13 protein-coding genes are annotated in these 15089 nt (G+C 73.6%); 10 read left to right on the plus strand and 3 right to left on the minus strand.

The genetic code is table 11. From position 1 onward, the window contains the following. Positions 1-9 precede the first annotated feature (9 nt). From ACIQGZ_RS15035 to htpX, 3 genes are read right to left on the minus strand one after another with little or no spacing between them, the layout of a single operon-like run. Positions 10-843, minus strand: a complete 834-nt coding sequence (locus ACIQGZ_RS15035) for a DUF3097 domain-containing protein (RefSeq protein WP_402602016.1) — start codon at positions 841-843, stop codon at positions 10-12. A 25-nt stretch (positions 844-868) separates the two neighbouring features. After that, on the minus strand, positions 869-1450 hold the full coding sequence (locus ACIQGZ_RS15040) for a hypothetical protein (protein ID WP_402602017.1): 582 nt from the start codon (positions 1448-1450) through the stop codon (positions 869-871). A gap of 1 nt (position 1451) precedes the next feature. After that, positions 1452-2360, minus strand: a complete 909-nt coding sequence (htpX, locus tag ACIQGZ_RS15045) for a zinc metalloprotease HtpX (RefSeq protein ID WP_402602018.1) — start codon at positions 2358-2360, stop codon at positions 1452-1454. Between the two features lie 306 nt (positions 2361-2666). Here htpX and hrcA point away from each other — a divergent pair, with 306 nt between their 5' ends. The 10 genes from hrcA (at position 2667) to ACIQGZ_RS15095 (ending at position 15060) form a co-directional block, all read left to right on the plus strand. Next, on the plus strand, positions 2667-3683 hold the full coding sequence (gene hrcA, locus ACIQGZ_RS15050; protein WP_402602019.1) for a heat-inducible transcriptional repressor HrcA: 1017 nt from the start codon (positions 2667-2669) through the stop codon (positions 3681-3683). 28 nt (positions 3684-3711) lie between these two features. Further along, positions 3712-4854 carry a molecular chaperone DnaJ gene (gene dnaJ, locus ACIQGZ_RS15055; RefSeq protein WP_402602020.1) on the plus strand — a complete coding sequence of 381 codons (1143 nt, stop codon included), beginning with the start codon at positions 3712-3714 and terminating at the stop codon, positions 4852-4854. A gap of 75 nt (positions 4855-4929) precedes the next feature. Beyond that, on the plus strand, positions 4930-5679 hold the full coding sequence (locus ACIQGZ_RS15060) for a 16S rRNA (uracil(1498)-N(3))-methyltransferase (protein WP_402602021.1): 750 nt from the start codon (positions 4930-4932) through the stop codon (positions 5677-5679). 103 nt (positions 5680-5782) lie between these two features. Next, positions 5783-9055, plus strand: a complete 3273-nt coding sequence (locus ACIQGZ_RS15065; RefSeq protein WP_402602023.1) for a PDZ domain-containing protein — start codon at positions 5783-5785, stop codon at positions 9053-9055. A gap of 221 nt (positions 9056-9276) precedes the next feature. Further along, positions 9277-9642: a histidine triad nucleotide-binding protein gene (locus ACIQGZ_RS15070; protein WP_402602024.1), complete on the plus strand. Its 366-nt coding sequence runs from the start codon at positions 9277-9279 to the stop codon at positions 9640-9642. Positions 9643-9658: 16 nt separating this feature from the next. Next, the gene (locus tag ACIQGZ_RS15075) at positions 9659-10579 is read left to right on the plus strand and encodes a ribonuclease Z (protein ID WP_402602025.1); all 921 of its coding nucleotides are present in this window, start codon (positions 9659-9661) and stop codon (positions 10577-10579) included. Positions 10580-10838: 259 nt separating this feature from the next. Beyond that, entirely contained in the window at positions 10839-11996 is a 1158-nt protein-coding gene (locus tag ACIQGZ_RS15080) for a PhoH family protein (RefSeq protein WP_402602026.1), read from the plus strand. Between the two features lie 110 nt (positions 11997-12106). Next, positions 12107-12595: an rRNA maturation RNase YbeY gene (gene ybeY, locus ACIQGZ_RS15085; RefSeq protein WP_402602027.1), complete on the plus strand. Its 489-nt coding sequence runs from the start codon at positions 12107-12109 to the stop codon at positions 12593-12595. Between the two features lie 24 nt (positions 12596-12619). Continuing rightward, entirely contained in the window at positions 12620-13966 is a 1347-nt protein-coding gene (locus ACIQGZ_RS15090; protein ID WP_402602028.1) for a hemolysin family protein, read from the plus strand. A gap of 728 nt (positions 13967-14694) precedes the next feature. Beyond that, positions 14695-15060, plus strand: coding sequence for a cytidine deaminase (locus ACIQGZ_RS15095; RefSeq protein ID WP_402602371.1), 366 nt, complete (start codon positions 14695-14697; stop codon positions 15058-15060). Positions 15061-15089 lie beyond the last annotated feature (29 nt).

Below are 15089 nucleotides of genomic sequence, written 5' to 3' on the forward strand. Positions count from 1 at the left end.
CGGCGCCGGTCAGCCCGGTTCGGTGACGAAGTCGATCAGCTGCTCGACCCGGCCGAGCAGCTCGGGCTCCAGATCCCGGTAGGAGTCGACCGAGGCCAGGATGCGGCGCCAGGCGGCGGGGGTGTCCACCGGCCAGCCGAGCCGGCGGCAGACGCCCTCCTTCCACTCCTCGCCGCGCGGCACCCGCGGCCAGCCGGGCACCCCGACGCTGGACGGCTTCACCGCCTGCCAGACGTCGATGTACGGATGGCCGACCACCAGGACGTCCCGGCCGGTGACCCGGGCCGCGATCCGCTGCTCCTTGGAACCGGGCACCAGGTGGTCCACCAGCACCCCGAGCCGCCGCCCCGGGCCGGGCGCGAAGGCGGCCACGATGGCGGGCAGGTCGTCCACGCCCGCCAGGTACTCCACCACCACGCCCTCGATCCGCAGGTCGTCGCCCCAGACCCGCTCCACCAGCTCGGCGTCGTGCCGGCCCTCCACATAGATCCGCGACTCCCGGGCCACCCGGGCCCGCGCACCGGGCACGGCGACCGACCCGGACGCGGTCAGGCCCGGCCGGCGGGCGGCCGCCGATGTCGGCGCGGCCGGCCGGACCAGGGTGACCACCCGGCCCTCCAGCAGGAAGCCGCGCGGCACCAGCGGGAAGACCCGGTGCTTGCCGAAGCGGTCCTCCAGGGTGACGGTGAACCCCTCGGCCGTCCGCTCGCAGCGCACCACCGCGCCGCAGAAGCCGGTCGCCGCCTCCTCCACCACCAGGTCCGGCTCCGCCGGGACCTCCGGGGCCGGCTGCTGCCGCTTCCACGGCGGGGTCAGATCGGGGCCGTACTCCCTGCTGCGCACAACGCAAGAGTGTAGGCGCGGCCGGTCACAGCCCGGGGGCGCCCCACACCGGGAACCAGCGGGTCAGGTCCTGCTCCACCCGCAGGTCGTCCCCGATCAGCGCCTTCATCTGAAGCTCCAGCGCGCTGTCTCGCTTCTCGCCGCCCCCGGCGGGGGCGAACGGATAGAAGGTGCCGCGCTTGTAGAGGTACACCAGCGCCAGCGAGCGCCCCTCGGCGTCCCGGAAGCCGACCAGCGAGCAGAGCAGCTGCGGGCCGAAGCCGTTGGCCTCCAGCTCGCTGTTGACCGCGTGCAGGTCGTTGACCAGGCCCGGCAGGTCGTCGGGGGAGTGCCGGGCCAGCAGCCAGGAGTAGCCGTACCCGTCCCGGCTGGCCTCCACCGGCGCGTCGCCCCGCTCGGTGTCCGCATCGAGCAGCGCCCGCACCTGCCGCTGCACCTCGGCGAAGGCGCCGCCCTCGACCGCGGCGAAGCAGACCGACCCCAGGCCGGTCGGCCGGAAGCCGCCCGCCGCCTCCAGGGTCACCGCCGCCGAGGGCAGCCCGAACAGCTGGTCGAGGTCCGGCCGGACCGGCTTGCGCCGGCCCAGCAGGACGTCCAGCAGGCCCACCTCAGCGGCCCAGCTCGGTGGAGATCCGGCCCAGCTGCGCCAGCCGCTGCTCCAGCGTCGGGTGGGTGGAGAGCAACTGGGAGGCGGTCTCCTTGGCGTTCAGCGCCGGGGCGAAGTAGAAGGCGTTGTACGGCTGCGACCGCCGCAGGTCCTCACTGGGGATGCGGGCGATCTGGCCGGTGACCTTGGTGAGCGCCGAGGCCAGCTCGGAGGGCCGACCGGTGAGCAGCGCCGCCGAGCGGTCGGCGGCCAGCTCGCGGTAGCGGGAGAGCAGCCGGGTCAGCAGGAAGCCGAGCGCCCACACCACCATGCTGGCCAGCGGGATCACGATCGCCGCGATGGCCATGTTGCTGTCCCGGCTGCCCCGGAAGCCGCCCCACAGGCCGATCCGGGCGATCGCCCCGGCCAGCACGGCGAGGAAGCCGGCGATGGTCATCACGGCCACATCGCGGTGCGCGACATGGGACAGCTCATGGGCGAGGACGCCCTCCAGCTCCTCCGGCTCCAGCCGCCGCAGCAGCCCGGTGGTCACGCAGACCACCGCCCGGTCCGGATTGCGCCCGGTGGCGAAGGCGTTGGGCATGTCGTTGACGGCGACCGCCACCCGGGGCTTGGGCATGTCGGCCAGGGCACAGAGCCGGTCGACGGTGCCGTGCAGCTGCGGGTACTGCTCGGGGCTGACCTGGCGGGCGCCCATGGCCCGCTCGGCGATCTTGTCGCTGAACCAGAACTGGGCGACGAACAGCCCGGCGGAAATCACCACCACGATGGGCCACGCCTTGCCCAGCAGGGCGATCAGCAGGCCGGTGAAGCCCACATAGACCAGCCCGATGAGGAACATCGTGGTCACCATCCGCCGGGTGAGCCCGCGATCGGGTGCGAAGCGGGTGCGGTGCCCGGACTCAGCCATGGCTCCTCCTCCACGTGTGCCGCCATGCGGCGGCCGGGCGGCTGCTCCTCCGCCCTCTGCCTTCGATGCTCCCACCCTCGCAGTCGAAGGGGCAGCACTCCCGGAGGTGATCCGCACCTTCGGCAGGTGTTCCGTACGGCTTCCCGCGACGGCCCGTTCCGAGCGCGGTGGCCGGGCCGTACACTGGCTGGGGCGGCTTTGGCACTCGCCCGCGCAGAGTGCCAGACCCCCGGGGGCGACGAGGCCCCAGGGGGACGGGAGCCGTCCCTCACGACAGGACAACGTGCGACGCCGGAGGTGCGTGCCATGCTCGACGAGCGAAAACTCGCGGTGTTGCGCGCCATCGTGCAGGACTACGTCGGGACCGAGGAGCCGGTCGGCTCCAAGGCCCTGGTGGAGCGGCACAACCTGGGCGTCTCCCCGGCCACCGTGCGCAACGACATGGCGACGCTGGAGGAGGACGGCTACATCCACCAGCCGCACACCAGCGCCGGCCGGGTGCCCACCGACAAGGGGTACCGGCTCTTCGTGGACCGGCTGGCCGAGGTCAAGCCGCTCTCCTCGCCCGAGCGGCGCGCCATCCGGCACTTCCTGGACAGCGCGGTCGACCTCGACGACGTGGTGACCCGCACCGTACGGCTGCTGGCGCAGCTCACCCGGCAGGTCGCCGTGGTGCAGTACCCCTCGCTCTCCCGGTCCACCGTGCGGCACGTGGAGCTGCTGGCGCTCGCCCCCACCAAGATCATGCTGGTGCTGATCACCAACACCGGCCGGGTCGAGCAGCGCATCGTGGACGCCCCGGCCCCGGTCGGCGAGACCGTGCTGGCCGACCTGCGGGCCCGGCTGAACGCCCAGGCCGGCGGGGTGCGCTTCCCGGACGTCCCGGCGCTGCTCCAGGACCTGCCCGAGGGCTTCGAGCCGGACGACCGGCCGGTGGTCGCGGCGGTCCTCTCCACGCTCTTCGAGACGCTGGTGGAGCGGACCGAGGAGCGGATCATGCTCGGCGGGACGGCCAACCTCACCCGGTTCGGCCATGACTTCCCGCTGACCATCCGCCCGGTGCTGGAGGCACTGGAGGAGCAGGTGGTGCTGCTGCGACTGCTGGGAGAGACGGCGGACGCCGGCATGACCGTCCGAATCGGTCACGAGAACGACTACGAGGGCCTTAATTCCACGTCGGTCGTCTCGGTGGGCTACGGTTCGGGCGACGAGTCCGTCGCGAAGCTGGGTGTCATCGGCCCGACGCGGATGGACTACCCGGGCACGATGGGAGCAGTACGCGCGGTGGCACGGTACGTCGGTCAGATCCTGGCTGAGTCTTAGTCGATAGGCGGAGCAAGCGGAGTCATTGGTGGCCACGGACTACTACGCGGTACTGGGCGTCCGACGGGACGCGGGGCAGGACGAGATCAAGAAGGCGTTCCGGCGCCTGGCTCGTGAACTGCACCCGGACGTCAACCCCGATCCCAAGACGCAGGAGCGTTTCAAGGAGATCAACGCCGCCTACGAGGTGCTCTCCGACCCGGGCAAGCGGCAGGTCTACGACCTGGGCGGCGACCCGCTGTCGCCCAACGGCGGCGGGGGCGGCGCGGGCGGCTTCGGCACCGGCGCGGGCTTCGGCTTCTCCGACATCATGGACGCCTTCTTCGGCGCCGCGGCCGGGTCGCGGGGGCCGCGGTCGCGCACCCGGCGCGGCCAGGACGCCATGATCCGGATCGAGATCACCCTGGAGGAGGCGGCGTTCGGCACGACCAAGGAGATCCAGGTCGACACCGCCGTCACCTGCACCACCTGCAGCGGTGAGGGCGCCGCCCCGGGCACCTCCGCGCAGACCTGCGACATGTGCCGCGGCCGTGGCGAGGTCTCCCAGGTCACCCGCTCCTTCCTCGGCCAGGTCATGACCTCCCGGCCCTGCCCGCAGTGCCAGGGCTTCGGCACCGTCGTCCCCACCCCCTGCCCCGAGTGCGCCGGCGACGGCCGGGTGCGCGCCCGCCGTACGCTCACCGTGAAGATCCCGGCGGGCGTGGACAACGGCACCCGCATCCAGCTGGCCGGCGAGGGCGAGGTCGGCCCCGGCGGCGGCCCGGCCGGCGACCTGTACGTGGAGATCGGCGAGGCCGCGCACCGGGTCTTCCAGCGGCGCGGCGACGACCTGCACTGCACGGTCACCATCCCGATGACCGCCGCCTCGCTCGGCACCAAGGTGCCGCTGGAGACGCTGGACGGGGTGGAGGACGTCGACATCCGGCCCGGCACCCAGTCCGGGCAGTCGATCCCGATGACCGGGCGCGGCATCACCCATCTGCGCGGCGGCGGCCGGGGCGACCTGATCGTGCACGTCGAGGTGCAGACGCCCACCAAGCTCGAACCCGAGCAGGAGGAGCTGATCCGCCGGCTGGCCAAGCTGCGCGGCGAGGAGCGCCCCTCGGGCACCTTCGCCCCCGGCCAGCAGGGGCTGTTCTCCCGGCTGAAGGACGCGTTCAACGGGCGCTGAGCCGTCGTCGCCCGGCCGCCGCCCGGCGGCCGGGCACCCGCGCCGCCGCCGCAGCACAGCAGTGAGGAACCGGTCATGACCGCCCCCGTCTTCGTCGTCGACGACGACCGACTCCAGGGCACCGGCCAGGGCGACCTGGTCCGCCTCGACGGCGCCGAGGGGCGGCACGCCGCCGCCGTGAAGCGGCTCGCGGTCGGTGAGGCCGTGGTGCTCACCGACGGGCGCGGCACCGGCGCGTACGGGACCGTGGCGCAGCTGCACGGCAAGGACGCCCTGGACGTGGCGGTGGCCGAGCTGCGCCGCGAACCGGAGGCCCGGCCGAGGATCACCGTGGTCCAGGCGCTGCCCAAGGGCGACCGGGGCGAGCTGGCCGTGGAGACCATGACCGAGGTCGGGGTGGACGCGGTGGTGCCCTGGGCCGCCTCCCGCTGCATCACCCAGTGGAAGGGCGAGCGCGGCCAGAAGGCGCTGGCCAAGTGGCGGGCCACCGCCCGCGAGGCCGGCAAGCAGTCCCGGCGGCTGCGCTTCCCCGAGGTGCACGACCTGATGACGACCCGTCAGGTGGCCGCGCTGCTGGCGGACGCCGCGCTGCCCGCCGTGCTGCACGAGGAGGGCGCCGCGCCGCTGGCGGCGGCCCCGCTGCCGGACGGCGGCCCGATCGTGCTGGTCGTCGGCCCGGAGGGCGGGGTCTCCCCGGAGGAGCTGGCCGCCTTCGCGGCGGTCGGCGCCGGACCGTACCGGCTGGGCGCCTCGGTGCTGCGCACCTCCACCGCCGGGGTCGCGGCGGCGGCGCTGCTGCTGGGCCGCACCGGCCGCTGGGGCTGAGCAGGGGCCGATCCGGCCGCCACCGGCCCAAACCTGGGACGGCGGAGTTCGCTGACCGGGAAAACCATCGCCGCTGTCCGACCACCTGGTTAGGGTGGCGCCCGTGACCCAAGTTGAACCCGGCACCACCGCGAGCCCTAACGGCGCCTACCTCCGCTTCCCGCACATCCACGGCGACCTGGTCACCTTCGTCGCCGAGGACGACGTCTGGATCGCCCCGCTGGACGGCGGCAGAGCCTGGCGGATCAGCGCGGACCGGGCCCCGGCCTCCCATCCGCGCTTCTCGCCCGACGGCAGCCGGGTCGCCTGGACCTCGACCCGCGACGGCGCCCCCGAGGTCCACACCGCCCCGGTCGACGGCGGCCCCGCCCAGCGGCTGACCCACTGGGGCAGCGGCCGGACCGCCGTGCGCGGCTGGACGCCCGCAGGCGAGCCGATCGCCATCACCACGGCGGGCCAGGCCACCCTCCGCCGCAGCTGGGCCTTTGCCGTCCCGCTGGACGGCGGCGAGCCGCGCCGGCTGCCGTACGGCCCGATCGCCGGGCTGGCCTTCGAGCCCGCCGAGGACGGCCGGGTGCTGCTGCTCTCCGCCGGGCCGGTCGGCCCGGGGAAGGAGCCCGCCCACTGGAAGCGCTACCGGGGCGGCACGGCGGGCAAGCTGTGGATCGGCCGCACCGGCGGTACGTTCGAGCGCGTCCACCAGGAGCTGGACGGCCAGCTCGACTCCCCGATGTGGGTCGGTGACCGGATAGCCTTCCTCTCCGACCACGACGGTGTCGCCCGGCTGTACTCCAGCCTCCCCGACGGCAGCGACCTGCGGCAGCACAGCAGCGGCGAGTTCTACGCCCGCAACGCCAGCACCGACGGCACCCGGGTGGTCTGGCACGAGGCCGGTGAGCTGTGGCTGCTGGACGACCTGGCCGGCGGCGAGCCGCGCCGCCTGGAGACCGTCCTCGGCGGCCCCCGCACCGGCCGGCAGCCCTTCCCGGTGGCCGCCGGGCGCCACCTGGGCGTGCCCGCCCCCGACCGTACGGGCCGGGCCAGCGCCGTCACCGTGCGCGGCACCGTGCACTGGCTCACCCACCGGGACGGCCCCGCCCGCGCGCTGGCCGCCGAGCCCGGCGTCCGGGCGCGGCTGGCCGAGGTCGTCCCCGGCGAGTCCGGCCAGAGCGTGGTCTGGGTCACCGACGCGGACGGCGACGACGCCCTGGAGTTCGCCCCCGCCACCGGGGCCGTGGGCGGCACCCCGCGCCGGGTCGCGGCCGGCCGGCTGGGCCGGGTGCTGGAGCTGGTCGCCGCCCCGGACGGCCGTCGGGTCGCGGTGGCCTCCCACGACGGCCGGGTGCTGCTGGTCGAGGTGGAGACCGGCGAGGTACGGGAGGTCACCCGCAGCGAGGACGGCGACGTCTCCGACCTGGCCTTCTCGCCCGACTCCGGCTGGCTGGCCTGGTCCCACCCCGGCCCCTGGCCGCTGCGGCACCTCAAGCTGGCCAACACCACCGACCTCTCGGTGGTCGACGCCACCCCGCTGCGCTTCAACGACAGCTCTCCCGCCTTCACCGCCGACGGCAAGCACCTGGCCTTCCTGTCGGTCCGCAACTTCGACCCGGTCTACGACGCCCATGTCTTCGACCTGTCCTTCCCGACCGGCTGCCGGCCGTACCTGATCACGCTGGCCGCCGACACCCCCTCGCCGTTCGGCCCGCAGCGGCACGGCCGGTCCTTCGGCGGCGGGGACGGCGAAGGCAAGCCCGGCGGCAAGGACGCGGCCAAGCCGGACGCCGACGAGGACACCGCGAAGGCGCCCACCACCCGGGTCGACATCCCGGGACTGGCCGACCGGATCGTGCCCTTCCCGGTCGCGGGCGGCCGGTTCGGCACCCTGCGGGCGGCCAAGGACGGCGTGCTGTGGACCAGGCTGCCGGTCGTCGGCGTGCTCGGCGACGACCTGGCCTCCCCGGACGACGACGAGCCCCGCCCGGTCCTGGAGCGCTACGACCTGAAGAACCTCAGCGACCAGGAGCTGGTCGACGGGCTGGACGGCTTCGCCGTCTCCGGCGACGGCAGCCGGATCACGGTGCTCGACCACGGGCGGCTGCGGGTGCTGCCCGCCGACCGCAAGGCCTCCGGCGGCGACTCGGGTGACGAGCTCACCGTCGACCTCGCCCGGCTGCGGCTCACCGTCGACCCGGGCGCCGAGTGGCGGCAGATGTACGACGAGAACGGCCGCCTGATGCGCGACAACTTCTGGCGCGCCGACATGAACGGCGTCGACTGGGACGGCGTGCTGGCCCGCTACCGCCCGCTGGTGGAGCGGCTGGGCAGCCATGACGACCTGGTCGACCTGCTGTGGGAGGTGCACGGCGAGCTGGGCACCTCGCACGCCTATGTCTCCCCGCCCGGTCGCGGCACCGAGGAGGCCCGCAGGCAGGGCCTGCTCGGCGCCGACCTGGTCCGGGACGGCGACGCCTGGCGGATCGCCCGGGTGCTGCCCGGCGAGTCCTCCGACCCGCGCGCCCGCTCCCCGCTGGCCGCACCCGGCGTCGCGGTGCGGCCCGGCGACGCGCTGACCGCCGTCGACGGCCGCCCGGTGGACCCGGTGACCGGCCCGATGCCGCTGCTGGCCGGCACCGCCGGCCGCCCGGTGGAGCTGACCGTGGCCCCGGCGGGCGGCGGCGAGCCCCGGCACGTGGTGGTGGTGCCGCTGGCCGACGAGAAGCCGCTGCGCTACCACGACTGGGTGGCCGGGCGCCGGGCGGCGGTCCGCGAGCTGTCCGGCGGCCGGCTGGGCTATCTGCACGTACCGGACATGGTCGGCGCCGGCTGGGCGCAGCTCCACCGCGACCTGCGGGTGGAGATGGCCCAGGAGGGCGTGGTGGTCGACCTGCGGGAGAACCGCGGCGGCCACACCTCCCAGCTGGTGGTGGAGAAGCTCAACCGCCGGGTGATCAGCTGGGGCCTGACCCGCGACGTCCGCACCGCCGAGCCGTACCCGTCGGACGCCCCGCGCGGCCCGGTGGTGGCACTGGCCAACGAGTTCTCCGGCTCGGACGGCGACATCGTCAACGCCGCGATCCAGGCGCTGGGCATCGGCCCGGTGGTCGGCGTCCGCACCTGGGGCGGGGTGATCGGCATCGACGGCCGCTACTCCCTGGTGGACGGCACCGGCGTCACCCAGCCCAAGTACTCGTCCTGGTTCGAGAACTACGGCTGGGGCCTGGAGAACCACGGCGTCGACCCGGACGTCGAGGTCGTCATGGCGCCGCACCACTGGGCCGCCGACCAGGACCCGCAGTTGGAGGAGGGGGTGCGCCTCGCCCTGGCGGCGCTCGCCGAGCACCCGGCCAAGCAGCCGCCCGCCCTGCCGGAGCTGTAGCGGCCGCGGCCGGTGCGGTGCGCCCGACCGGCGGCGCACCGCACCGGCCGCCCTGGCGGCGGCCGGTCGCGCGGTAGTGTCCTGCCTGCGGTCCCGGCCTCGCCCGCTCCGGCCGCAGGGCACCGGGAGAGGCCGCCCCCGGACCTCCGTGTCCGGACCAACCCCTCTCTACCGGACCAACCCCCCTCTGCCGGACCAACCCCCCTCTGAAGGAGAAGCCGATGTCGGACGGGAACGCCGTGCCGGACTGCCTGTTCTGCAAGATCGTGGCGCGGGAGATCCCCGCCGAGGTGGTCCGCGAGACCGAGACCACCCTGGCGTTCCGCGACATCCACCCGCAGGCGCCCACCCATGTGCTGGTGATCCCCAAGGCCCACTACCCGAACGCGGCGGCACTGGCCGTCGCGGACCCGGCCGCGGCCGGCGCGGTGCTGGCCGAGGCGGGCGAGGTGGCGGCACAGGAGAAGATCGCGGACGCCGGCTACCGGCTGATCTTCAACACCGGGGAGGGCGCCGGGCAGGCCGTCTTCCACGTCCATGTGCATGTGCTCGGCGGCGAGGGCAGCCTGACCAACCGCCTGGTCTGAGCGGAGGCCCGCCACCGTGTCCCACCGCGAACTGGTCGTGCTCGGCACCGCCAGCCAGGTACCCACCCGGCACCGCAACCACAACGGCTACCTGCTGCGCTGGGACGGCGAGGGCCTGCTCTTCGACCCGGGGGAGGGCACCCAGCGGCAGATGCTGCACGCCGGGGTGTCCGCCACCGCCGTCACCCGGATCTGCGTCACCCACTTCCACGGCGACCACTGCCTGGGCCTGGCGGGCGTGGTGCAGCGGCTCAACCTGGACCGGGTGCCGCACCCGGTGGACTGCTACTTCCCCGCCTCCGGGTCGCACTTCTTCGACCGGCTGCGGCACGCCAGCGCCTTCCACGAGACGGTGGAGCTGCGGCCCCGGCCGATCGCGGAGCCGGGACCGCTGGCGGCGCCGGGCAGCCCGTTCACCCTGGAGGCCGCCCGGCTGTCGCACCCGGTGGAGTCGTTCGGCTACCGGCTGGTGGAGCCGGACGGGCGGCGGATGCTGCCCGAGCGGCTGGCGGCACTGGGCATCGCCGGGCCGGACGTGGGCCGGTTGCAGCGCGAGGGCCGGCTGACCCTGCCGGACGGACGCACGGTGGGCCTGCCGGAGGTCAGCGAGGCCCGGCCGGGGCAGCGGTTCGCCTTTGTGATGGACACCCGGCGCTGCGAGGGGGTGGCGGCGCTCGCCGACGGGGCGGACCTGCTGGTGATCGAGGCGACCTTCCTGACGGCCGACGCGGCGCTCGCGGAGGAGTACGGGCACCTCACGGCGGCACAGGCGGCCCGCGCCGCCGCCGAGGCCGGCGTGCGGACCCTGGTCCTCACCCACTTCTCCCAGCGCTACCCCGACCTGGACGCCCACCTCACCGAGGCCCGCGCCCACTTCGACGGCGAGATCGTCCTCGCCACCGACCTCGCCCACATCCCAGCCCCGCCCCGGTCTTGAGGCTCGGCTCGCCTCCGGGCGCCCTGTTGCCGATGCCGACACTCCTCCCTCCGGCACTCGCTCCTTCGTCGCTCGCTTGTCGCTCGTCGCTTTCGGCATCGGCGGCGCCCTTCGGCTCGCTCGCCCTGGGCCGTCCACACCGGCGGCTCCCAAAAATAGTGAAGCCTGCTGTCGGCGGTGCGGCGTACGCTTGTGGTGCTCGGCCGCACGCGGCGACCCGGATCTACGGATGGGATGAGGCAGGCCCCAGCGCCGACCCATGACTGCGACACCAGACAGCGGCACCTCGCACGCCCGCACCCCCGCCCAGCAGCGTCAGAACGGCCGGCGCCCCTCCGGCGACGGCGCGGCGGCCCATGGGGACGACGTGGCCCGAGCCCGCATCGTGATTCCCGAGAAGCACCCCATGGTGACGGTCCTGGGCTCCACGGACTCCCTGCTGAGGGTCATCGAGAGCGCTTTCCCGGGTGCCGACATCCACGTACGCGGCAACGAGGTGACCGCCGCCGGCGACCCCGCCGAGATAGCCCTCGTCCAGCGTCTGTTCACCGAGATGATGCTGGTGCTGCGCACCGGCCAGCCCCTGACGGAGGACTCAGTGGAGCGCTCCATCGCCATGCTCAAGAGCGCCGCCGCCGACCCCTCCCACCCGGAGGCGTCGGACAACCCCTCCCAGGTGCTCACCGCCAACATCCTGTCCAACCGCGGCCGCACCATCCGCCCCAAGACGCTCAACCAGAAGCGCTATGTCGACGCCATCGACAAGCACACGATCGTCTTCGGCATCGGCCCGGCGGGCACCGGCAAGACCTACCTGGCGATGGCCAAGGCCGTGCAGGCCCTCCAGGCCAAGGAGGTCAACCGGATCATCCTCACCCGTCCGGCGGTGGAGGCCGGCGAGCGGCTGGGCTTCCTGCCCGGCACGCTCTACGAGAAGATCGACCCCTATCTGCGCCCGCTGTACGACGCGCTGCACGACATGATGGACCCCGACTCCATCCCGCGCCTGATGGCCGCCGGGACGATCGAGGTCGCCCCGCTGGCGTACATGCGCGGCCGTACCCTGAACGACGCCTTCATCCTGTTGGACGAGGCCCAGAACACCAATCCCGAGCAGATGAAGATGTTCCTCACCCGGCTCGGCTTCAACTCCAAGATCGTCATCACCGGTGACGTCACCCAGATCGACCTTCCCGGCGGTACGAAGAGCGGCCTCAAGGTCGTCCAGGAGATCCTGGACGGCGTGCCGGACGTGCACTTCTCCCAGCTGACCAGCACCGACGTCGTCCGCCACAAGCTGGTGAGCCGGATCGTCGACGCCTATGCCCGCTGGGACGCCGAGAACGACGACGACGGGGCCGACCGGCCCGGCCGTCGCTCCCGCGCCCCCCGCCAGCCCCGCCGCACCGACAGCTGAGAGCCGAGGCTGCACCGAAGGCCGAGGCTGCCCCGAACGCCGAGGCTGCACCGATGACCGAGGCTGCGCCGCACACCGAGGCTGCGCTGAACACAGAGATTGGCCCGACCATGTCGATCGACATCAACAACGAGTCCGGCTGGGAGGTCGACGAGCAGTCCGTGCTCGACGTCGCCCGCCATGCCCTGGACCGGATGCGCATCCATCCGCTCTCCGAGCTCTCGGTGATCCTGGTGGACGCCGAGGCGATGGAGCAGCTGCACATCCAGTGGATGGACGAGCCCGGCCCCACCGATGTGATGTCCTTCCCGATGGACGAGCTGCGCCCCGGCAAGGAGGGCGAGGACCTGCCGCAGGGCCTGCTCGGCGACATCGTGCTCTGCCCCGAGGTCGCCCTGAAGCAGGGCAAGGCGGCCGGCCACTCGATGGACGAGGAACTGCACCTGCTCACCGTCCACGGTGTGCTGCACGTCCTCGGCTACGACCACGAGGACCCCGACGAGGAGCAGGAGATGTTCGGGCTGCAGAAGCGCATCCTGGACGATTGGCGCGCCGCCCGTGGCCTGGAGGGCCCCTCCCCGGCCCCCACCACCCGCTGAGCCGGGCGGGGCTGACACACGCACATGGGCGGCAACAGTACGTCGTTCCTGATCGGCGCGGTGCTGCTGGTCATCGTCGGATGGCTGGCGGCCTGCGCCGAGGCGGGCATCTCCCGGGTGTCCCGGTTCCGGGCCGAGGAGGCCGTCCGGGCCGGGCGGCGCGGCTCCGACCGGCTGCTCGCCATGGCCACCGACCCCATCCGCTACCTCAATCTGGCCACCCTGATCCGGGTCGGCTCCGAGATGGCCGCCTCGGTGCTGGTCACCGTGGTCTGCGTCCGGGGCTTCGCCCAGACCTGGGTGGCGGTGCTGGTCGCCATCGGGGTGATGGTGCTGGTCTCCTTTGTGATGGTCGGCGTCTCACCGCGCACCATCGGCCGGCAGCACCCGCTGAACGTCGCCACCGCCGCCTCGGTGGTGCTGCTGCCGCTGGCCCGGGTGCTCGGCCCGATCCCCAAGCTGCTGATCCTGCTCGGCAACGCCCTCACCCCGGGCAAGGGGTTCCGCGAGGGCCCGTTCGCCTCCGAGGCCGAACTGCGCGCCCTGGTCGACCTGGCGGAGAAGGACTCGCTGATCGAGGACGAGGAGCGCCGGATGGTGCACTCGGTCTTCGAGCTGGGCGACACCATCGTGCGGGAGGTGATGGTCCCGCGTACCGACCTGGTGCTGATCGAGCGGCACAAGACGGTACGTCAGACCCTCACCCTGGCGCTGCGCAGCGGCTTCTCCCGCATCCCGGTGGTCGGTGACAACGAGGACGACGTCGTCGGCATCGTCTACCTCAAGGACCTGGTGCGCCGCACCCACGTCAACCGCGACGCGGAGTCCGAGCCGGTCTCCTCGGTGATGCGCCCGGCGGTCTTCGTCCCGGACAGCAAGCCGGCCGGCGACCTGCTGCGCGAGATGCAGCAGATGCGCTCGCACGTGGCGATCGTGATCGACGAGTACGGCGGCACGGCGGGCCTGGTCACCATCGAGGACGTCCTGGAGGAGATCGTCGGGGAGATCACCGACGAGTACGACCGGGAGGCCCCGCCGGTGGAGGAGCTGGGCGACGGCAGCTACCGGGTCACCGCGCGGCTGCCGGTGGAGGACCTCGGGGAGCTGTACGGCGTGGAGCTGGTCGACGAGGACGTGGAGACCGTCGGCGGGCTGCTCGCCAAGCACCTGGGCCGGGTGCCGATCCCCGGCGCCTCCTGTGAGGTGCCGCTGCCGGAGGACGACGCGCGGCCGGTCACCGCGCTGCGGCTCACCGCGGAGTCCTCCGCCGGGCGCCGCAACCGGATCGGCACCGTGCTCACCGAGCCGGTCCACCGCCCGGCCGCCGACGCGGGCCGCGGCGAGCAGGACCACGCCGACACCACGGGCTGACGGCCGCCCCGGCCCCGGGCGCCCTGTGTCGGGAAGCCGGGTGGGGCGGGCCCGGTCAGCCGATCACGTCGGACCCGCCGCCCCAGGACAGGTGGCAGGTGCCATCCGGGGTGACGCGGGCGAGGGCGAACAGCGCGGCGAGCGCAGGCGGGTAGTCGGCGCTTGCTGCTGTACGTCCTGACGATGGAGAACCGCTCCTTCCGCTTCTACGCGGAGTCCGCGCAGCGGGGCCGGCTGGAACGGGAAACCACTTCCGTAGTTCCCCTGTTGACCGCCCACCATCAGTTACAGGGCCCAGGGCCGGACCGCTCGGGTTTTTGGAGTCGCGGACGGGAACCTTTCCCGCCGGCTCGTTCGCCTCCTTTGTGGCGGGCGTCAAGGCAGGCGAGTTCGGCACCGTCTGACTCCGCGACGGCGAAGCGCATCGCTCAGCGCCGCCTGGCCCACTCAAAGGATTTTGGAGGATCCGCTGTATGAGCGATATCGGGTTTTCGTTGCGGCCGGCCGTGAGCGGCGACGCTGGCTTCCTTGCGGACATGGTCGTGGCCGCAGTGGACTGGGACCCCGCCGTGTCGCACGCCACCCCGGAGAAGGTGCTGGCAGACCGCCGGAACGCACACTACGTCGAGGGCTGGCCCCTGGCGGACGATCTCGGAGTCGTCGCGGTCGACGCCGAGGGGGAGCCGGCGCCTCCTTCGGGGCGGGCGCCCGCTCGTCGGATGATCAGTATGCTCAGCGGCATGAGTGACGCCGTGGCCGAGCTGGACCCCGAAGACAAGAAGATCATCACCCTGGCCCGCTCCGCGCGGGCCCGCAATGGCGTCCCGGAGGGTGCGGCCGTCCGGGACGAGACCGGCCGTACCTATGTCGCCGGTACCGTCGCCCTGGAGTCGCTGCGGCTCAGCGCGTTGCAGACGGCCGTCGCGATGGCGGTGGCCGGCGGCGCCAAGGGGCTGGAGGCCGCCGCCGTGGTCACCGCGGCCGGGGCCCCGGCCGCGGCCGATGTGGCGGCCGTGCGCGATCTCGGCGGGCCGGGTACGCCGGTGCTGCTGGCGGGGCCGGACGGGGTGCTGCGATCCACGGCACTCGCCTGATGGTGCCCGGTGCCCGGTTCCGTCGGTGG

It is taken from the genome of Streptomyces sp. NPDC092296, from assembly GCF_044755465.1.
Classification (GTDB): Bacteria; Actinomycetota; Actinomycetes; order Streptomycetales; family Streptomycetaceae; genus Peterkaempfera.